We start from the raw sequence: 20,060 nt of genomic DNA, 5'->3' as shown, positions 1-20,060 counted from the left end.
GAAGGAGGATACGGAGATGAGCACACGTCGCGTTTTATTCATCTGTACAGGAAATACATGCCGTAGCCCGATGGCGATGGCGTTACTACGCTCGAAAGTCGCTGATCAGGAATTCGATGTCCGTTCAGCAGGACTACGTTCGATGCAAGGATTCGATGCGTCCGAGAACGCACTACAAGTGTTACGCGAACGCGGCATCGAACTCGAGCACTATACGCAAGTCTTTGATGATGTACTCGGACGCTGGTCTGACATCATCTTGACGATGACGCGTCAGCACAAGCAGGAAGTCGGTGAACGCTATCCGGAACTGAAGGAACGGACATTCACCTTGTACGAATATGTGACTGGGCTTGAACGGGATATCAACGATCCGTACGGCGGATCGATGAACGTCTATCGCCAAGTACGTAATGAACTCGAACCCCTCGTCAATCGTCTTGTGTTAAAATTAACGCAGAACGGAAACGGAAGAAAAACTCCGGACACACGGAAGCTTCCGAAAAAACAACCTAAACAAACGGGGGAATAGTAAAGATGAAAGTAGCAATCGGCGCGGATCATGGCGGTTTTAAGTTAAAGGCAGAAATCAACGATCTCCTACAAGAGCTCGGCATCGACTATACGGACTTCGGTACGCATTCGTCCGACTCGATCGATTATCCGGATGTCGCGATTCCAGTCGCGGAGGCAGTCGCGAACGGAGAGTTTGACCGTGGCATCTTGATTTGTGGCACAGGCATTGGGATCGGTATCGCAGCGAACAAGGTCAAGGGCATCCGAGCAGCGCTCGTCCATGATACGTTCAGCGCGAAAGCGACGCGGCAGCACAACAACTCGAACATCTTGACGATGGGCGAACGCGTTATCGGTCCAGGACTGGCTCGTGAGATCGCGCAGCTTTGGCTTGAGACGGAATTCGAAGGTGGACGTCATGAGAACCGCGTTTGCAAAATCTCGGATTATGAGGTGAAGTAATGGACGTGACACGCATCCAGCACGATTTAGAAGAAACACTGAACGCTCTGGATGAACGATTTTCTTTAAAAGGAAAATTGCTCGTGATCGGCTGTTCGACGAGTGAAGTGATTGGCAAACAAATCGGCAAGGCAGGTTCACCAGAAGTGGCGGACGCCTTGTTCGATGTCTTCGATGCCTTTCGTCGATCGCATCAAGTCGATCTCGCCTTCCAAGGCTGTGAGCATATCAACCGAGCGCTGACACTTGAGCGGCAAACGGCCGAACGTCTCGGGCTTGATCCGGTGACGGTCGTTCCCGTTCCAGAAGCGGGTGGATCGATGGCGAGTGCTGCGTACCAGCGCTTCTCGGCACCTGTCGTCGTCGAAGCGATTCAAGCTGATGCCGGAATCGATATCGGTGATACATTCATCGGGATGCACTTGAAAGCTGTTGCGATTCCAGTGCGCTTGCCGCATAAGGAAATTGGTGAGGCACACGTGACGGCAGCCGTGACACGACCAAAATTAATCGGTGGGGCACGTGCTAAATACGAATAATTCATGCAAGGGGTTGCGCACCCCTTGCTTTTTTGATGTTGTTTTGGGGGATGCCGGGAAGGAAACATTCGTGTTAAGATAGGTTTATCGAAATGAAATGGGGGAATTCAGATGGAACAAACACCGCTTACGTATCTGAAACAACAAGATGAGGCACTCTTTTCGGCAATGCGCCAGGAACTAGGTCGTCAACGGGATAACATCGAATTGATCGCATCCGAGAACTTCGTCTCGCAAGCTGTCATGGAAGCACAAGGCAGCGTCTTAACGAACAAGTACGCAGAAGGTTACCCGGGTCGTCGTTATTATGGTGGCTGTGAGTATGTCGATCTCGCTGAGAATCTCGCACGCGACCGCGCGAAGGAAATCTTCGGGGCAGAGCACGCGAACGTGCAGCCGCACTCCGGTGCACAAGCGAACATGGCGGTCTACTTCACGATTCTCGAACAGGGCGATACGGTCCTCGGGATGAACCTATCGCACGGTGGCCATCTGACGCACGGTAGTCCCGTCAATTTCTCCGGTGTCCAGTACAACTTCGTGGAATACGGTGTCGATCAAGAGACAGAGATGATTGACTACGACGTCGTCGCGAAATTAGCAGAAGAGCACAAACCAAAATTAATCGTAGCGGGCGCATCGGCGTATCCGCGCGTCATCGACTTCAAGCGGTTCCGTGAAATCGCAGACAGCGTCGGTGCTTACTTGATGGTCGACATGGCACACATCGCTGGACTCGTCGCAGCAGGTCAACATCCGAACCCAGTCGAGCATGCACACTTCGTCACGACGACGACGCATAAGACGTTGCGTGGTCCACGTGGTGGGATGATTCTCTGTAAAGAAGAGCATGCGAAAGCGATTGATAAAGCAATCTTCCCAGGGATCCAAGGTGGTCCACTCATGCATGTCATCGCCGCGAAAGCTGTTGCATTTGGTGAAGCCCTTGCACCAGAGTTCAAGGACTACATCGGTCAAGTCGTCACGAACGCCAAAGTACTCGGTGAGGAATTGACGAATCGTGGACTCCGGATCGTTTCAGGCGGAACAGACAATCACTTGCTCCTCGTTGACTTGCAACCACTCGGTATCACAGGTAAACTCGCCGAGCATGCGCTTGACGAAGCTGGCATTACGGTCAACAAGAACACGATTCCGTTCGACCCAGCGAGCCCGTTCGTCACGAGCGGTATCCGGATCGGAACGGCAGCGATGACATCTCGCGGATTCAAGGAAGCTGAGATGAAAGAAATCGCAGAGTTGATCGAACTCGTGTTGAACCACCCAGAAGAAGCAGACGTTCTCGCACAAGCACGTGAGCGTGTCGTTGCTTTGACAGGTCGTTTCCCACTCTACCCAGAGCGCGGATGATCGTCATCCCCTTCATCCTTTTCATTTTGAGAAGGGGGAAGGGGATTTTTTTGTTTGTCTAAAAAAGGAGGAGTACGATGTATATTCTAGTCGCAGAAGATGATCCTCATATCCAAGCCCTTGTCGTGTCGACGTTACAAGCCGACGGGCATTCCATCCGAGCGACAGCAGACGGAAACGAAGCGCTTGCTTGGATCGAGAAGATGACGTTCGAAGCAGCCGTACTTGATGTCCTGCTCCCCGGACAGACCGGTCTCGTCTTATGCGAGCGATTACGGCAACACGGGGACATCCCGATCTTGATGCTGACGGCACTCGGGGAGCTGACAGATAAACGGGACGGTTTCGCAGCAGGTGCCGATGATTACATCACAAAACCGTTTGATCCGGAAGAATTAGTATTTCGCCTCCACGCTGTGGCTCGGCGCTATCAAAAAGCGGCGCAACCTGTTTTGCATCTTGGAGATGTCACGATCGATAAACGTAGTCAGCTCGTGACGATTCAGTCGACCGAGTGGACACTCCCGCGACGTGAATTCGAATTGTTGCATCAGTTGGCGAGTTTCCCGGGACGGGTCTTCAGCCGCGAGGAATTGATCGAACACGTCTGGGGACTCGATTTCATGGGGGATGACCGGACGATTGATGTTCACATTAAACGCCTCCGTGGACGCTTAAAGGAAACGAATCAGGTGAAGATTGAGACGGTCCGCGGACTCGGATACCGGTTGGAGGTCGACGCATGAGATCCCTCTATACGAAAATCGTCGGACTCGTCTGCGTTGTCTTACTCGTGTCGGCACTACTGGCGCTCCTGATTAGTAATATTGCCTATTATTCCTTTTGGCAGGACAGCTACAGCCAAAAAGTCGAGGAAGCGGTCGAGACGGCGATCGATTATTATGAAACGCACGGGGACGGCAAGACGGAGTCGTTTTACCGGATGTTACAAGCGACCGGCTTTCAACTTTATGTGCGCACGGACGACGCAATCGAGCGTTACGGAAACCCGTTTCGTGATGAAGCGCTCTCGAATCGGGTCGTCGAGCAAGTGAAGAGTGGTCAACCGTATTACGGAATGCGTGAATATCCGTTCCATCTCTTCTTGCTCGGTCTGTTCGATAACGAAGTCATCAATACGTACGGCACGTCGGTCAAGACGGCGCAAGGCACGGACGCGATCTTCGTCCGACCGGACTTGAGTCGTCAGATCCGTGAGTTGCATCTGTTCGTCGGTCTGTTCCTTGGACTGCTTGTCGTGATCAGTTTCCTTTTGCTTGTCTTTTCAATCCGCTATCTCGTTCGTCCGATCCGGCGCCTGACAAAAGCGACGGAACAGATGGCAGACGGTGACTACGGAATCCGCGTCGGAACGAAGGCACGCGATGAAATTGGTGAGCTGTCCCGGCGGTTTGACGAAATGGCAACGGCAGTCGAAGCGTCTGATACGGAACGGCGCCGATTCGTTGCGAACGTCTCGCATGAATTCCAGTCGCCGCTGACGACGATTGCTGGTTACGCGGGACAACTCGATGTGACGGGAGAAGACGTCAGGAAACGGACGGTCATCCGTCAAGAGGCGGAGCGAATGTCGGAGCTGACGCGTCAACTGTTGATCTTAGCGAAGCTCGATGAAGGACGACGCTTCAAACGACAAGCACTTAATCTGCGGACGAATCTTGAGGCGACACTCACGACACTTGCCTTCCAGCTGGATGAGCAAGGAATCGCTGTCGCACTCGATGTTCCGACGGTGATACAAATACAAGCGGATGTCAGTGCGTTGGAACATGTCTTCCAAAATGTCATCCGAAACGCTGTCTCGGTCTCAAAAGACGGAGCGACGATCCAGATTCAAGCAGAGGAACAAGCGGATCAGATCATCATCCGAATCAAGGATGAAGGACCAGGCATGACTGATGAACAGATGAAACATGCCTTTGAACGCTTTTATCAAGGCGATGCATCCCGGACGACGCGTGGGACGGGTCTTGGTCTAGCGATTGTCAAAGAGACGATGCGTCAACTCGGTGGGGATGCGAGTTTGTCGTCCGCTTCATCGGGTCTAACCGTAATGTTAACTTTTTTACGCGCGTGACACCTGCGTTCATGTTCCGTTCATATTGCGGCTGTATCATCAATCCTGTAGCGAACATACAGGAGGGATCACATAATGAAACTAGGATGGAAAGAACTCGTCCGGATGAAAGGGCGATTCAGTTGGATGACGATTGTGACGATGTTGATCGTCTTATTAATCTTGATGATCACCGGTCTTGCAGATGGACTAGCTTATGACAATGGGGCAGCCGTCCGTAATCTGCCGGTCGAACAGTTTGCGCTAAGTAAAGATGCAGAAGGGCAGCTGACCCGTTCATTCTTACAGGCGGATGAGACACCAAAGGACGCGGAAGCACTCGGTGTCCAGAACATGGTGCTTGAGAAGAAGAATAAAACGAAGGACGACGTAACGGTCTTTGCGTTACCACAGACTACGAAATATGGTCCCAAACAGCTGCAATCGTTGCAAAAAGGGGAGGTACTTGTTGATGCTGCGTATGCGGAGCAACGCGGAACGCGCGTCGGCGATAGGATCACGGATTTTCGAACGAAGGAGACGTTCCAGATTGCCGGTACAGTGACGGACGGTCGTTATAGTCATGCACCCGTTCTCTGGATGACGGATGAATCGTGGCAAGCCTGGCAATCAAAAATGGGCACGTCATACGTATCAGCGTACATCGGTCAGTCGTTGCAAACGGATCAAGCGCTCTTTTCGAAACAAACGGTGGTCGAGAACGTTCCGGGTTATGCGGCAGAACAAAACTCCTTTCAGATGATGCGGGTCGCGCTCGTCGTCATCGGAGCATTGATCCTGACAGCCTTCTTCTATATTTTAACGATGCAGAAGATGAAACAGCTTGGTGTCTTAAAGGCAATCGGTATCCGGACACGGACGATGGGTGCGAGTCTGCTCGTTCAAGTCGTCATACTGACGAGTCTTGCCTTTGGTGTCAGCGTCGCCATCACCTATCTGACGAGTCGTTTCCTACCGACGGATCTTCCCTTTCGATTTGAATGGTCGACGAGTCTGATGTACGGCGGCATTCTACTCGCAACGGCGATCCTCGGTGCGCTCGTTCCCTTACGGATGGTCAAGAAACTCGAAGCGGCAGATGCGATGGGAGGAATGAACGGATGATTCGATTAGAACAGATTGAGCAAAGTTATGGTGAGATGACGGTGTTGCATGACATTAACTTACAAGCAGAAGCGGGTGAGTTGATTGCTCTCGTCGGACCGAGCGGTAGTGGGAAAAGTACACTACTCCAGTTGCTTGGATTGTTACAGACCCCAACGAATGGTGCCGTCTACTTTGATCATACGTGTGTCAGTGAAGCAGTGGACGAAGAACGTCGTCGCTTACGTCTCGAAGAAGTCGGATTCATCTTTCAAGAATCGCATCTCGTGCCGTTTTTGACGGCAGGTGAGCAACTGGAGCTAGTCGCGAAGGAAGCTGGTCGATCGGTTGACGCGACGGCGGCACTCGCTGTGTTCGGACTCGAGCACCGGAAAGACCATTTGCCGCACGCCTTATCGGGTGGGGAACGTCAACGTGTCGCAATTGCCCGGGCTTTCGTCAATGACCCACGACTTGTACTCGCGGATGAACCGACGGCGAGTCTCGATTACCCAAATGGACGCCGGGTGATGGAGTTATTGCAACAGCAAGCGCATGATGCGAACAAGACCGTCATCGTCATCACCCATGATGAACGGATGCTAGATGTCTGTGACCGGATTTGGCGAATTGAAGACGGACGGATTACGGAAGCGACAGCATCCCGGTCCTATTCTCATAGTTGAACGAGTTCCCCTTTTGTTTTCGTGCCTCAGTGCATGTGAAAACAAAAGGGTTTTTTGCTGATTCGTCACGAAGATAGGGGAAACGGACCATTTGCGGAAGCGTTATCTTTGATATACTTAACCGTAGTAAAAAAAGATAAGGGTGGAAATAAATGTGAATTTAACAACCTTGATTCAAAGCGAATTACAAGCCATTCAGACTGAACGACTAACGGAATGGTTTACACATAAAAGCCACGAGCGCCGGGAATATCAACGGATGCTCGAAGATTTCAAAGCAATCGTCATCATGCAACAGGCCGGATTTTATGAACAAGCGGATGCTCGTTTTGAACAGTGGAAGACGTTACCGATGCCGGCAGAGGTTTATCGTTACCGCCTAGCGATCGCAGGAAAAGCAGGCGGGAAACGTCTTGTTCAGAAACGGCTAGCATCGTTTCCTATGACCGTTCAGAATCATCCACAGCTGAAAAACTGGAAGCGACTCGGAAAACTAAATCTCTGGTGGCTCGGTGGAGCTGTAGCTGTCGTTTGTCTCGGTCTGATCTGGACACAGTTGGACGATGAACCCGCAACACCGGTCGCGACGAAACAGACAGAGGTCGAGCAACAACTCGCAGCGCTGCAAACAGAAGTCGAACAGTTAAAAGAAAAAAACGAACAGTTGGCAAGTGAGCAAGAGAGAGAGAAAGCGATCAAGCCAGAGAAGAAGAAAACGAAAACGGAAACGCAGAAGCCGAAAGTGTCTGCGAAAGAATCGCTCGAGCAAGGGGTCGCTGCCGTTCAGGCGAAGGACTACAAGCGAGCAGACAGTGCCTTGACCGGATCCGTCTTGACGAACAAAGAGACGGCAGGCATGGCCCGCTTTTATAAGTTGATTGCGGCCGGAAAGTTGAAGAACACGACACAAGCGGATTACATCGCCTATCGGGAAGATTTTCCGAAGTCCGGTTACATAAGTGATGTCCTCTGGATGCAAGCCGTTTATGAACAAAAATATAAAAAAGGCGACTATCGAGCGACCTTACAAGAACTCGCGAAACAACCGGAAAATGAATGGTCTTATGCGGCAAAAGCGATTCTGTCGGGTAAGAGTACGCTCGGGAATTGACGAAAAAACAGTTCCCAAGCAGTACGCTTATAGAGTACAATGCGAAAAGAGAATGGAGAGGAGATGCAAACAATGAGTAAAGTACATGTATTTGATCACCCATTGATTCAGCACAAGATGACGATCATGCGTAAAGTCGAAACAGGAACGAAACAATTCCGGGAACTTGTCGACGAGGTGGCTTCATTGATGGCATATGAAATCACACGTGACCTTCCACTCACAGATGTCGCGATCGAGACACCGGTCACGAAGACGACGCAGAAGATGATCGAAGGCAAGAAACTCGGGATCGTCCCGATTCTCCGCGCCGGTCTCGGTATGGTCGACGGCATGCTCCGCATGATGCCGAACGTCAAAGTCGGTCACATCGGTTTGTACCGTGATCCGGAGACACTCGAGCCAACGGAATACTACCTCAAGCTCCCAACAGACGTCGCAGAACGTGATTTCGTCGTCGTTGACCCGATGCTTGCGACAGGTGGTTCGGCGGCAGACGCCATCTCCTCCTTAAAGAAACAAGGGGCGAAGAGCATCAAGCTCGCATGTCTCTGTGCAGCACCTGAAGGCGTTAAACGCGTTCAAGAAGAACACCCAGACGTCGACATCTATCTCGCGGCACTCGACGAGAAGTTGAACGACCACGGATACATCGTCCCAGGACTCGGTGATGCAGGAGACCGTCTCTTCGGAACGAAGTAAAAAACAGCAAGATATACGAAAAGACCGCAGACGATGATCTGCGGTCTTTTCGTTGCTATTTCGTAAACTGCGCAAGATTGCTGAAATATGCTTTAATGAAAAAAGGAAAAAAGGAGGAAGTCACCATGCCGATTACAGTCATGCCGATTTTCGGGACACGACCGGAAGCCATCAAGATGGCACCGCTCGTCAACGCCCTAAAGCAACACCCTGCTTTTGATGTTCATGTTACGATCACTGCCCAACACCGCGAGATGCTCGATCAAGTGCTCGATCTGTTTGAGATCGAACCGGATCATGATTTGAATATCATGAAGCAACGTCAAACACTTGTCGACATTACGACGCGTGGTCTTGAAGGACTTGATGCCATCATGAAGGACATCAAACCGGATCTCGTCCTCGTCCATGGGGACACGACGACGACGTTCGTCGGAAGCCTGGCTGCTTATTACAATCAGATCGCGGTCGGTCACGTCGAGGCGGGACTGCGGACCTATAATAAGTACTCTCCGTTTCCGGAAGAGGTCAATCGTCAGTTGACGTCGACGCTCGCGGACTTACATTTCGCTCCGACAGCGCAAGCGGCAGCGAATCTCGCATCTGAAAATCGTCACGCCGGTGTTTACATTACAGGAAACACGGCAATCGATGCCCTGCAAACGACCGTCCAATCGGATTACGTCCATCCGATGCTCGAGACGGTCGGGGACCGGAAGTTGATCTTGATGACAGCGCACCGTCGTGAGAACCAAGGCGAGAAAATGCACCAAATGTTCCGGGCGATTCGTCGCCTCGTCGATGCGTTCCCGGAGACGCACGTCGTCTATCCGGTCCACCTCAATCCAGTTGTTCAAGAAGCAGCGAAGAAGGTTTTTGAAGGGCATGATCGGATTTCGTTGATCGCTCCACTCGACGTCTTCGATTTCCATAACTTCGCGAGCCGTGCCCATTTGATCTTAACTGACTCGGGTGGCGTACAAGAAGAAGCACCATCACTCGGTGTTCCTGTTCTTGTCTTACGCGATACGACGGAACGTCCGGAAGGGATTACTGCCGGAACGTTGAAGCTTGCCGGAACGGAAGAAGAGACGATCTATCAGATGGCAACAGAACTCTTGACGAACAAAACACTTTATCAGGAGATGGCGCATGCTTCAAACCCGTATGGAGACGGTCGCGCGTCCGAACGCATCGTCCAAGCGATTCTGCATCACTTCGGTCAAGGCGAAGCACCGGCACCGTTACTCACGCAATAAAAAACGATCATTCTCGAATCGCTTGCATTCACTTGCTTTCCTCAGGCGAGACGTGAGCCGCGCCTCCTTCGTCTTTAGACGAGGAGTCGGATCTCACTTGTCTCTGACAGCACGAAAACTCGTGCTTTTTCCTGTAGGAGTCGCGTGATGTGAGCGATTCTTTGTTATGTCTTGAATTTCGTGTAATCGCAATAGTTGATTTAGGAGGATAATATCTTTAAATCTTACCATTTCCACTAAAATCAGCCCATTTGTTTAGAAAATGTAAAACCAGATGACCTTGAAACTGGAAGGGAAGCGATGACGATTCAAGCTGTGACGTAGCGCACGATTAAAAAAATGGAAATCGCTGAAATGTATTGTTACAAACAGATGTCAGAGCTGTTTTTATGTCCTGATTCGGAAGCGTTTTCAATTGTGAACAAAAAATGTTTTTTCACAAAATCGACACAAATCAATTTTAGAGGTCTTGTTTCGGTTTAACGGACACGATATAACGTTACTGTTCAACGGTTTTGTTCACCATATGAACAATCTCTTTAACCGTTGATAGCACTACATATTTTCTTCACATCTTCGTGAAATGACTTGCATGTAAGACATCTGTGAAAACCTTATCAATCGTTGATATGTATAGGTTTTTCGGCTCTGTTTTTATTGTGAATTCATTTGACTATGAAAGCTGCTTCATTGTATTCTTGACTAGTATGAAAATCCGCAAATTGTGGGAAAGAAAAAGAACTCACAATTGGGAAAAAAGGGGGTCGTCTCTAGTGCGCCAAAGTGGGCTCGCGAAGAGTATGGTCATGGCCTCGCAAATTTCGACGGCACTGGCTGCACCGATCGTCATTGGCTTTTTGGTTGGGAACTATGGGGAACAACAACAATGGTGGGAAAAAATGGGTGCGACGTTCGCCGTGTTCATCGGGATTTTCATCGGCATTCTTTGCATGATCGCCATGATCAGGCACTTGTTAGGGGAGAAGACATGAACATCATCCTTCAAGATGCGTTGTATCGTGCGTACTTACGATGGTTTGGACTCTTTTACGGGATCCTGGCTGTCCTGCTGCTCATTGGACGCCCGAGTGAACCGGTCATTTATGGACTGGCGCTTGGTGGAACTGGCAGCTTTCTGATCTTGACGCTTCAACGACTCAGCGTCGATCGGATGTATCGTGTAATCGAGACGGGGCGTAAGCCGATGTCTCGTGGGACCGTTTCACGCATGGCGGTCGCGGTACTTTGTGTGATGATCGGTTTGAAATATCAAACTGAATTGTCATTAACTGCGGTGGTAATAGGCCTTCTCGCCGGCCACGTCATACAATTTTGTGAGTTCTTGACTCACGAACTCAAGCGGGAAAAGAGGTGAATAGTCAAATGAACCACGAAATGCCACTTTACGAAATCCCACTCTGGGGTGACTTCGTTCTGTACGGTAGCTGGACGAACTTGATCACAGTATTGATTGCTGCTGCTCTCGTCTTCTTGATTGCCGTGGCCGGTACGCGACGTCTTGTGATGAAGCCAACCGGTGCTCAAAACGTGATGGAGATGTTCCTCGAATTCGTTCGCGGTATCATCAGCAGCACGATGGACTGGAAAACAGGGGGTCGCTTCCTTACGTTCGGAATGACATTATTCCTGTTCATCCTTGTATCCAACATCATGGGTCTCCCATTCAACGTCGTGACGGGACACTACATTTGGTTCAACTCACCAACTGCAGATCCTTACGTGACACTGGCACTTTCATCTATGGTAGTGGTCATGAGCCATTACTACGGTGTGAAGATGCGAGGCTTCGGCTCTTATGCGAAAACATTCATGACGCCGATGTTTATCATTACCATCATCGAGGAGTTTGCAAACACGTTGACACTCGGTCTTCGTCTTTACGGAAACATCTTCGCTGGTGAGATCATGATCGGAATCATTCTTTCGATCGGTATCGTCTCTGGTACGAACGATTTCCAATTCGCCGGACCACTAGGCGCGATCATCTCGGGTATCCCGATGTTGATCTGGCAAGGATTCTCACTCTTCATCGGTGGTATCCAAGCGTACATCTTCCTTATCCTGACGATGGTTTACATCGGACATAAGGCAGCGCACGACCATTAATTCGAAGGTAAAGCATTCGCTTTTCCGATAACAGCACGACCAAATCAATGAACACACTCTAGGGAGGCAATTTATCATGAATCTTATTGCAACAGCGATCATCATCGGACTCGGCGCACTCGGCGCAGGTATCGGTAACGGTCTTATCGTAAACGGTACAGTATTAGGTCAAGCACGTCAGCCAGAACTCAAAAACGAACTTCGTCAAACAATGTTCATCGGTATCGGTCTCGTCGAGGCACTTCCAATCATCGGTGTAGCGGTCGGTTTCCTTCTTCTCAACTCTTAATCCACGATTAACGAGAACGGACTACATAGGGCGCTATTCGTTCAACGTTTGAGTGAACCGTCACGGGAGCTTAGGCTCCCTTATGTAGATATTGAAGTTGAACCAACCACGAGGGGAGTGTAATCGAATGAATCTAGCGTATCTTGCTGCTGAAAAAACAGAGACTGCAAACACGCATGAACTCTTGATCGGCAATATGATCGTCACGATCGTCGTTTTCCTCTTGCTCCTCATCCTCTTGAAGAAATTCGCATGGGGCCCGCTCGTCAACATGATGAAAGCGCGGGAAGAGCATGTGGCTAGCGAGATCAACTCGGCTGAAAAGAGCCGTAAAGACGCTGAAGTCTACGTAGAACAACAACGCGAAGAATTAAACAAGGCGCGTACGGAAGCACGCGACCTTTTAGAAGCATCACGCCGTCAGGCAGAAGCAGAGCAAGCACGTGCGATGGAGCAGGCACGTCTTGAATCCGAAATGAGTAAGGAAGAAGCTCGCCGTGCGATCGAACGTGAACGCGCTGAAGCACAAGCTGCTTTGAAGAACGATGTCGCTCTTCAAGCAATCGCTGCAGCACGCCACGTCATGAAAACACAGCTTGCGACGGACGAAGCCGCTCAAAAGGCACTCGTCGATCAATTCCTTGCTGATACTAAGGGCACGAACTAATGCGTGATCACGTAGCGGGACGCTACGCAAAAGCGCTCTTCGATCTTGCGCTTGAGCACCATGTGCTCGAGCAAGCAGAAGCTGATGTGCGGACGCTCGGCGAAGTGCTCCACGCAACACCAGAGCTCGCTTCGGTTTTAGATAACCCATCGATTTCTGCTGAAGAGCTCAAGCAAGTTCTTCAAACAAGCTTCACTGGCTTCAACTCGATCGTCTTGAACACGTTGCTCGTCATGGTCGAAAACGACCGGGCGGCAGAAATCGTCACGTTACCGGAACACTTCATTGCATTGTTGAATGAACACCGCAATGTCGCGACGGCAATCGTCACGAGTGCATACAAATTGTCAGACGAGGAACTCACGAAAGTGAAAGAGACGTTTGGCCAAAAATCAGGTAAAACGCTTGAAGTCGAGAACGTCGTCGACACGAGTGTCATCGGAGGACTTCGCGTTCAAATCGGTTACACGACATATGACGGTACGATCGAAACTAAACTAACGCGCCTTGAGCGTGAGCTGTTAAAAGCGTAAGAAAATAGGGGTGAAACGCATGAGCATTAGAGCTGAAGAAATCAGCGCCCTGCTTAAAGCGCGTATCGCGCAGTACGGTTCTACGATGGAAGTGAACGAGACAGGTACGGTCATCCAAATCGGTGATGGTATCGCTCGTGCACACGGACTCGACAACGTCATGTCGGGAGAGCTCGTAGAATTCGCTAACGGCACAATGGGCTTGGCGCAAAACTTAGAAGAAGGCAACGTCGGTATCATCATCCTCGGTGACTACCTTGAAATCAAAGAAGGCGACTCTGTTCGCCGTACGGGCCGCATCATGGAAGTACCAACTGGAGACGCACTTCTCGGACGTGTCGTTAACCCACTCGGTATGCCAATCGATGGTCTTGGTCCAATCGAAACAGAACACTACAACCCGATCGAGCGTAAGGCGTCTGGCGTCATGGCGCGTAAATCGGTACACGAACCACTTCAGACAGGAATCAAGGCGATCGATGCCCTCGTTCCAATCGGTCGTGGACAGCGTGAGTTGATCATCGGTGACCGTCAGACGGGTAAGACGTCGATCGCAATCGATACGATCATCAACCAAAAAGAAGAAAACATGATCTGTATCTACGTCGCAATCGGACAAAAAGAATCAACAGTCCGTGGCGTCGTCGAGACGCTCCGTAAAAACGGTGCCCTCGATTACACGATCGTCGTTTCGGCAGCGGCTTCACAGCCGGCTCCACTTCTTTACCTCGCACCATTCGCAGGTGTCGCGATGGGTGAACACTTCATGGACCAAGGCAAACACGTTCTTGTCATCTATGATGATCTTTCAAAACAAGCAGCTGCTTACCGTGAGCTTTCACTTCTCTTGAAACGCCCACCAGGCCGCGAAGCTTACCCAGGGGATGTCTTCTACCTCCACTCACGCCTTCTTGAGCGTGCGGCGAAGTTGAACGACGAGCTTGGCGCAGGTAGCTTGACTGCCCTTCCGTTCATCGAGACGCAAGCGTCGGATATCTCAGCTTATATCCCGACGAACGTTATCTCGATCACGGATGGTCAAATCTTCCTTCAATCGGATCTCTTCTTCTCAGGTGTCCGTCCCGCGATCAACCCGGGTCTCTCGGTATCGCGTGTAGGTGGTTCGGCTCAAGTAAAAGCGATGAAGAAGGTAGCGGGTACGCTCCGTCTTGACCTCGCATCTTACCGTGAGCTTGAAGCATTCGCTCAGTTCGGATCTGACCTTGATAAAGCGACTCAGTCGAAGCTTAACCGTGGTGAGCGGACAGTTGAAGTCTTGAAACAAGACTTGAACCAACCCCTTACTGTCGATAAGCAAGTCATCATCATCTATGCCTTGACTCGTGGTCACCTTGATGATGTTGCTGTAACGGATATTCGTCGTTTTGAAAAGGAACTCAACCTCTGGCTCGATCAAAACCGCAAACAACTTTGCGATGAGATCCGTAAGACAGGTAACCTTCCAGCAGACGAAGAGATCGTAGCAGCAATCTCAGAATTTAAGAAAACGTTCCAAGCGACGGTTTAATCCGGCGGAACGCTCTTGATACTAACAAGGTGGTGAATCGAAATGGCATCGTTGCGCGAGATACAAACGCGGATCAACTCGACGAAAAGTACGAAACAGATCACGAAAGCGATGAACATGGTTTCGGCGTCGAAACTGAACCGCGCTCAAGCACATAGCGCGAAGTTCCAACCTTACATGCTGAAAATGCAAGAGGTACTCGGAACCATTGCGAATGGCACGACAGGTGCGAGCCATCCGATGCTCGAGAAACGTCCCGTCAAAAAGACAGGATATATCGTCATCACATCGGATCGCGGCTTAGCTGGTGCATATAACGCCAACGTGCTGCGTGAAGTCTACCGGGAAATCAAAGAAAAGCATACTACGGACAGTTACGTTCTCTTCGTGGTCGGTAAAGTCGGTGTCCAGTTCTTCCGTTCGCGCGGAATCACGGTCACGGATGCGATCACAGGTTTGAACGATTCTCCTTCGTATGTCGACGTCGCTGAGATCGTGAAGCGTACAGTGAGTGCGTTCACGGTCGGCGAAATCGACGAGCTCAAGCTGTGCTACAACCACTTCCTATCTGTCATCAGCCAGGAAGTGAAAGTCGAAACCCTTCTCCCACTCGGAGAAATCGAAGCTTCATCTTCGACGACTTATGAGTACGAGCCAAGCGAGGAACAAATCCTTGCGGAACTCCTCCCGCGTTATGCGGAGAGCTTGATCTTCGGTGCGCTTCTTGACGCGAAAGTAGCAGAACATGCGTCACGTATGACAGCAATGCAAAGTGCGACAGATAACGCAGATGACTTGATCGGTCGATTGACTCTCGTCTACAACCGAGCTCGACAAGCTGCGATCACGCAAGAAATCACAGAGATCGTCAGTGGGGCTGCTGCGCAGCAGTAATCCCGACTGGCGTAACGATAGGTAGGAGGAAACACGATGAACGAACTCGGTTTAAAAGGCCGCGTCGTCGCGGTCATGGGACCTGTCATCGACGTTAAGTTCGAAGGACACTTACCGAACATCTACAACGCGCTCCGTATTCAATATACGCCGCAAACTGTAGAAGAAGTGGCTATCGACTTGACGCTTGAGGTCGCCCTGCACCTTGGTGACGACGTCGTCCGTACCATTGCGATGGACTCTACGGATGGAGTACGCCGTGGAATGGAAGTACTCGATACGAATGCTCCAATCTCGGTACCCGTCGGAGAAGCGACACTTGGTCGCGTCTTCAACGTACTCGGTAACCCAATTGATGAAAAAGAAATCGCTGCTGATGTGGAACGTCTTCCGATCCACAAAAAAGCACCGACTTTCGATAACCTTTCAACGAAAGTTGAAATCCTCGAAACTGGAATTAAAGTCGTCGACTTGCTCGCTCCTTACATCAAGGGTGGTAAGATCGGTCTCTTCGGTGGTGCCGGTGTAGGTAAGACCGTCCTCATCCAGGAATTGATCAACAACATCGCGCAAGAGCACAGCGGTATCTCAGTATTCGCAGGTGTTGGTGAGCGGACGCGTGAAGGAAATGACTTGTTCCACGAGATGACGGATTCAGGCGTTATCAAACAAACAGCGATGGTCTTCGGTCAGATGAACGAACCACCGGGTGCACGTCTTCGTGTTGCGTTGACTGGTTTGACGATGGCAGAATACTTCCGTGATGAGCAAGGACAAGACGTTCTTCTCTTCGTTGATAACATCTTCCGTTACACACAAGCGGGTTCTGAGGTATCGGCCCTTCTCGGTCGTATGCCATCTGCCGTTGGTTACCAGCCGACACTCGCAACAGAGATGGGTATGCTCCAAGAGCGAATTACATCAACAAACAAAGGTTCGGTTACATCGATCCAAGCGGTTTATGTACCAGCCGATGACTATACTGACCCGGCTCCTGCAACGACGTTTGCTCACTTAGATGCAACGACGAACCTTGAGCGCCGTCTCTCTGAGATGGGGATCTATCCTGCCGTGGATCCACTTGCATCGACATCACGTGCCCTTTCACCGGAAATCGTCGGCGAAGAGCACTACGGTGTTGCACGTCAAGTTCAGGAAACACTTCAGCGTTATAAAGAACTTCAAGATATCATCGCGATCCTCGGTATGGACGAGTTGTCAGAAGACGACAAATTGACTGTACACCGTGCGCGTCGTATCCAGTTCTTCTTGTCGCAGAACTTCCACGTAGCTGAGCAGTTCACAGGACAAAAAGGATCGTACGTCCCAGTTAAGGACACGATCCGCGGCTTCAAAGAAATCCTCGAAGGTAAACACGATGATCTAACGGAAGAAGCATTCCGTCTCGTCGGTCCGATCGAAGATGCGATTGAAAAAGCGAAGGCGCTTGTCTAAGTGACAAAGCATAAGGGGGACTTGAGATGAACACACTTCATGTCAATATCGTCACCCCGGATGGCGAAGTGTATGATGGCGATGTCCGTATGGTCGTTGCGAAGACGATTTCTGGTGAGATCGGGGTTCTCCCGCACCACGTCCCACTCGTGACACCACTCGACATCAGCATCTTGAAGTTGCGCCACGAAGATGGCGGACGCACGTTGATCGCTATCAGCGGTGGCTTTATGGAAGTGCGCCAGGATACTGTAACGGTTCTTGCGGAAACTGCGGAGCAAGCAGACAAGGTCGACTATGACCGTGCTGCAGCTGCGAAGGTTCGTGCAGAACGTCGTCTCCAGGACACGAAATTATCAGAACTCGAATTCAAGCGTGCTGAACTTTCACTGAAACGAGCAGTTAACCGTCTCAGCTTGAAAGACTACGGTCGCGATTGATTCGACCAAAGACCCGAATTCCTTTGCGGAATCGGGTCTTTTTTTGTACGATACGTCAATGATTTTTCTAAAGACAAACGTTTTCGCAAGAGGGAGAACGATACAGGTTTAAAACGCCGTAAAAATGTAAAAGTACATTATATGCCTCGTCTTCACAATTTCTTCAACATTTTTTCTTTGGAAGACTAAATTTATCTTCAATAAATATATTTTATACGCTAAAATTAATTCAGCGTGTTCTTTTTTGTTTGCGCAATCATTCATTTTATGAAATCATAGTAAAGTTGGAGAAACTATGAAGAAGAGGTGCAACGAAAGTGACATCTATTGGTGTGAGTGCGTTAGTTGGTATGCTGGTCTACATCGTAGCGATTCTACTCGCTTGGTGGTCCTTATTACCAGTCAAATGGGAGAAAATCCTGCAACATCCTAAAGGACCGCATGCGGTAGCCTTGCGAACGATTCTAGCCATTGCACTCGGATCGATCGTCGCTCGCTTTTTATTGGATTATGCCGGTTTTGCACAGCGTCTTCAGTTTTTAATTGGGTGAACTTGTAACTGCATTGTAAACCCTGAAATGGTAATTTGTTTTAACATGGAACAGGACACTGCTCTTTCAATGAAGGAACACAGTCATTTAGCAATTATCTAACATTACAATCGAAACGTCGTATTGGCTTTGGAGTAAGAGATCAACTATAGGGAAGTTTCTTTTCTAACATTCGTTGAATTCCAACTATGATCCTCACCAATCACGAATTGAACATACTAGAACAGAAACGAAGCAGAGGAGTAGGGAGAATGGAAAAAATCGTTGTCCGTGGCGGACGTAAATTAGCTGGAACAGTCAAAGTAGAAGGTGCAAAGAACGCGGTCTTAAAAACACTCGTCGCGACATTGCTTGCATCAGAGGGCCAATCGGTTCTTCAAAACGTACCACGTCTAGCAGACGTCTATACAATCAATAACGTCTTACGCAACTTGAATGCGGAAGTCGAGTTCGACGCTGAAGCAAATACGGTGACGGTCAATGCCGAACCGAATCTTAAAGATGAAGCGCCACTCGAATACGTCCGTAAGATGCGGGCTTCGATCCTCGTCATGGGTCCATTACTTGCACGTCTCGGTCGCGCACGTGTTGCGATGCCAGGTGGCTGTGCGATTGGTTCACGTCCAATCGATCTTCACCTAAAAGGCTTCGAAGCGATGGGCGCGAAGACGATCATCGGAAATGGATTCGTTGAAGCACATGTCGACGGTCGTCTCAAAGGTGCGAAAATCTACCTCGACTTCCCATCAGTCGGTGCGACAGAAAACATCATGATGGCTGCGACACTCGCAGAAGGAACGACAGTGATTGAGAACGTCGCAAAAGAACCAGAAATCGTTGATCTTGCGAACTTCTTGAACGCAATGGGCGCAAAAGTCCGCGGTGCAGGTACAGAAACGATCCGCATCGAAGGCGTCGAGAAGTTACATGGTGCAACACACTACGTCATTCCGGACCGGATTGAAGCAGGTACGTTCATGATCGCAGCAGCAATCACAGAAGGTGACGTCGAAGTCATCGGTGCAGAACGTGAACACCTTCGTCCACTCATCTCGAAGATGGAAGAGATGGGCGTTAAGATCACGGATACAGAAGAAGGTCTCCGTGTCGTCGGTCCAGCGAAACTCGAAGCAGTCGACGTCAAGACGATGCCACACCCAGGGTTCCCGACAGACGTTCAAGCACAAATGATGGCGCTTGTTCTCAAAGCAGGTGGCACATCGGTCATCACGGAAACTGTTTTCGAGAACCGCTTCATGCACGTTGAAGAATTCCGTCGTATGAACGCGGACATCAAAATCGAAGGTCGTTCATCGATCATCAATGGTGGCGTTCAATTACAAGGTGCAGAAGTGCTCTCAACAGACCTTCGCTCAGGTGCGGCACTCGTCACAGCAGGATTGATCGCTGAAGGCGAAACGCGCGTTGGCGCACTTCACCACATCGACCGTGGATACGTCGACTTCCACTTGAAGTTACAAGCACTTGGTGCAGACGTAGAACGTGTGACAGAAGAAGCGGCAGTCGTTGAAGAAACAGCTGCAACAAAACTTTAAGCACTCATTCAAGAGCATTCTCTCGATTTCGGGGGAATGCTCTTTTTGTCTTCTTTTTAAAAAGATGACAATGAAATCAGAAAAGCCGAAAAAGAAAGTCGTTTCACGATGGGGCATATGCTAGAATTGAAAGGTATGTATACATAAATGGGTTAGACGTCCAAACGACGTTCTATATTTTGGAAGAATAGCC

Annotated in this window: 23 protein-coding genes; all 23 read left to right on the top strand. The window is 50.0% G+C overall.

Annotated elements, in window-relative coordinates:
• The first annotated feature begins 16 nt into the window (after nt 1-16).
• Nucleotides 17-532: a low molecular weight protein arginine phosphatase gene (locus ACN9MT_RS13975; RefSeq protein ID WP_035410655.1), complete on the top strand. Its 516-nt coding sequence runs from the start codon at nt 17-19 to the stop codon at nt 530-532.
• A gap of 5 nt (nt 533-537) precedes the next feature.
• The gene (rpiB, locus tag ACN9MT_RS13970) at nt 538-978 is read left to right on the top strand and encodes a ribose 5-phosphate isomerase B (RefSeq protein ID WP_035410653.1); all 441 of its coding nucleotides are present in this window, start codon (nt 538-540) and stop codon (nt 976-978) included.
• Complete coding sequence (locus ACN9MT_RS13965) at nt 978-1,517, top strand: TIGR01440 family protein (RefSeq protein ID WP_035410650.1); 540 nt, start codon at nt 978-980, stop codon at nt 1,515-1,517. The genes rpiB and ACN9MT_RS13965 overlap by 1 nt, the downstream gene beginning before the upstream one ends.
• A 111-nt stretch (nt 1,518-1,628) precedes the next feature.
• Nucleotides 1,629-2,888 carry a serine hydroxymethyltransferase gene (gene glyA, locus ACN9MT_RS13960; RefSeq protein WP_035410645.1) on the top strand — a complete coding sequence of 420 codons (1,260 nt, stop codon included), beginning with the start codon at nt 1,629-1,631 and terminating at the stop codon, nt 2,886-2,888.
• 77 nt (nt 2,889-2,965) lie between these two features.
• A complete protein-coding gene (locus ACN9MT_RS13955) occupies nt 2,966-3,634 on the top strand; it encodes a response regulator transcription factor (protein WP_035410642.1) in 669 nt (222 codons plus the stop codon).
• Complete coding sequence (locus ACN9MT_RS13950) at nt 3,631-4,986, top strand: HAMP domain-containing sensor histidine kinase (RefSeq protein ID WP_426272443.1); 1,356 nt, start codon at nt 3,631-3,633, stop codon at nt 4,984-4,986. Before ACN9MT_RS13955 ends, ACN9MT_RS13950 begins: the two co-directional genes overlap by 4 nt.
• Nucleotides 4,987-5,061: 75 nt before the next feature.
• Nucleotides 5,062-6,090 carry an ABC transporter permease gene (locus ACN9MT_RS13945; protein WP_426272442.1) on the top strand — a complete coding sequence of 343 codons (1,029 nt, stop codon included), beginning with the start codon at nt 5,062-5,064 and terminating at the stop codon, nt 6,088-6,090.
• The gene (locus tag ACN9MT_RS13940) at nt 6,087-6,755 is read left to right on the top strand and encodes an ABC transporter ATP-binding protein (RefSeq protein WP_035410636.1); all 669 of its coding nucleotides are present in this window, start codon (nt 6,087-6,089) and stop codon (nt 6,753-6,755) included. The genes ACN9MT_RS13945 and ACN9MT_RS13940 overlap by 4 nt, the downstream gene beginning before the upstream one ends.
• 154 nt (nt 6,756-6,909) lie before the next feature.
• Complete coding sequence (locus tag ACN9MT_RS13935; RefSeq protein WP_426272441.1) at nt 6,910-7,866, top strand: hypothetical protein; 957 nt, start codon at nt 6,910-6,912, stop codon at nt 7,864-7,866.
• 72 nt (nt 7,867-7,938) lie between these two features.
• Nucleotides 7,939-8,568: a uracil phosphoribosyltransferase gene (gene upp, locus ACN9MT_RS13930; RefSeq protein WP_023469504.1), complete on the top strand. Its 630-nt coding sequence runs from the start codon at nt 7,939-7,941 to the stop codon at nt 8,566-8,568.
• A 125-nt stretch (nt 8,569-8,693) separates the two neighbouring features.
• Nucleotides 8,694-9,827, top strand: a complete 1,134-nt coding sequence (gene wecB / locus ACN9MT_RS13925) for a non-hydrolyzing UDP-N-acetylglucosamine 2-epimerase (protein WP_426272440.1) — start codon at nt 8,694-8,696, stop codon at nt 9,825-9,827.
• 773 nt (nt 9,828-10,600) lie between these two features.
• Nucleotides 10,601-10,819, top strand: coding sequence for an AtpZ/AtpI family protein (locus ACN9MT_RS13920; RefSeq protein ID WP_023469502.1), 219 nt, complete (start codon nt 10,601-10,603; stop codon nt 10,817-10,819).
• Nucleotides 10,816-11,202, top strand: coding sequence for an ATP synthase subunit I (locus ACN9MT_RS13915; RefSeq protein ID WP_290752966.1), 387 nt, complete (start codon nt 10,816-10,818; stop codon nt 11,200-11,202). The genes ACN9MT_RS13920 and ACN9MT_RS13915 overlap by 4 nt, the downstream gene beginning before the upstream one ends.
• A gap of 8 nt (nt 11,203-11,210) precedes the next feature.
• On the top strand, nt 11,211-11,954 hold the full coding sequence (atpB, locus tag ACN9MT_RS13910; RefSeq protein WP_290784050.1) for a F0F1 ATP synthase subunit A: 744 nt from the start codon (nt 11,211-11,213) through the stop codon (nt 11,952-11,954).
• A gap of 76 nt (nt 11,955-12,030) precedes the next feature.
• The gene (gene atpE, locus ACN9MT_RS13905) at nt 12,031-12,243 is read left to right on the top strand and encodes a F0F1 ATP synthase subunit C (RefSeq protein ID WP_023469499.1); all 213 of its coding nucleotides are present in this window, start codon (nt 12,031-12,033) and stop codon (nt 12,241-12,243) included.
• 127 nt (nt 12,244-12,370) lie between these two features.
• Nucleotides 12,371-12,910 carry a F0F1 ATP synthase subunit B gene (gene atpF / locus ACN9MT_RS13900; RefSeq protein WP_290788662.1) on the top strand — a complete coding sequence of 180 codons (540 nt, stop codon included), beginning with the start codon at nt 12,371-12,373 and terminating at the stop codon, nt 12,908-12,910.
• Nucleotides 12,910-13,443, top strand: coding sequence for a F0F1 ATP synthase subunit delta (locus ACN9MT_RS13895; protein WP_023469497.1), 534 nt, complete (start codon nt 12,910-12,912; stop codon nt 13,441-13,443). The genes atpF and ACN9MT_RS13895 overlap by 1 nt, the downstream gene beginning before the upstream one ends.
• Before the next feature lie 19 nt (nt 13,444-13,462).
• Nucleotides 13,463-14,971 carry a F0F1 ATP synthase subunit alpha gene (gene atpA / locus ACN9MT_RS13890; protein ID WP_023469496.1) on the top strand — a complete coding sequence of 503 codons (1,509 nt, stop codon included), beginning with the start codon at nt 13,463-13,465 and terminating at the stop codon, nt 14,969-14,971.
• Between the two features lie 42 nt (nt 14,972-15,013).
• Nucleotides 15,014-15,865 (top strand): ATP synthase F1 subunit gamma, encoded by an 852-nt coding sequence (atpG, locus tag ACN9MT_RS13885; protein WP_035410620.1) that lies wholly within the window; start codon nt 15,014-15,016, stop codon nt 15,863-15,865.
• A 36-nt stretch (nt 15,866-15,901) separates the two neighbouring features.
• Nucleotides 15,902-17,320, top strand: a complete 1,419-nt coding sequence (atpD, locus tag ACN9MT_RS13880; protein WP_023469494.1) for a F0F1 ATP synthase subunit beta — start codon at nt 15,902-15,904, stop codon at nt 17,318-17,320.
• Nucleotides 17,321-17,346: 26 nt separating this feature from the next.
• Entirely contained in the window at nt 17,347-17,760 is a 414-nt protein-coding gene (locus ACN9MT_RS13875; RefSeq protein ID WP_029342737.1) for a F0F1 ATP synthase subunit epsilon, read from the top strand.
• A 317-nt stretch (nt 17,761-18,077) separates the two neighbouring features.
• Nucleotides 18,078-18,311 carry a DUF1146 family protein gene (locus tag ACN9MT_RS13870; protein ID WP_426272439.1) on the top strand — a complete coding sequence of 78 codons (234 nt, stop codon included), beginning with the start codon at nt 18,078-18,080 and terminating at the stop codon, nt 18,309-18,311.
• A gap of 251 nt (nt 18,312-18,562) precedes the next feature.
• A complete protein-coding gene (murA, locus tag ACN9MT_RS13865) occupies nt 18,563-19,867 on the top strand; it encodes a UDP-N-acetylglucosamine 1-carboxyvinyltransferase (protein ID WP_290752951.1) in 1,305 nt (434 codons plus the stop codon).
• Nucleotides 19,868-20,060 lie beyond the last annotated feature (193 nt).

Source organism: Exiguobacterium sp. R-17, assembly GCF_049913315.1.
GTDB lineage: Bacteria > Bacillota > Bacilli > Exiguobacteriales > Exiguobacteriaceae > Exiguobacterium_A.
This window is presented reverse-complemented; position numbering and strand designations above follow the sequence as displayed.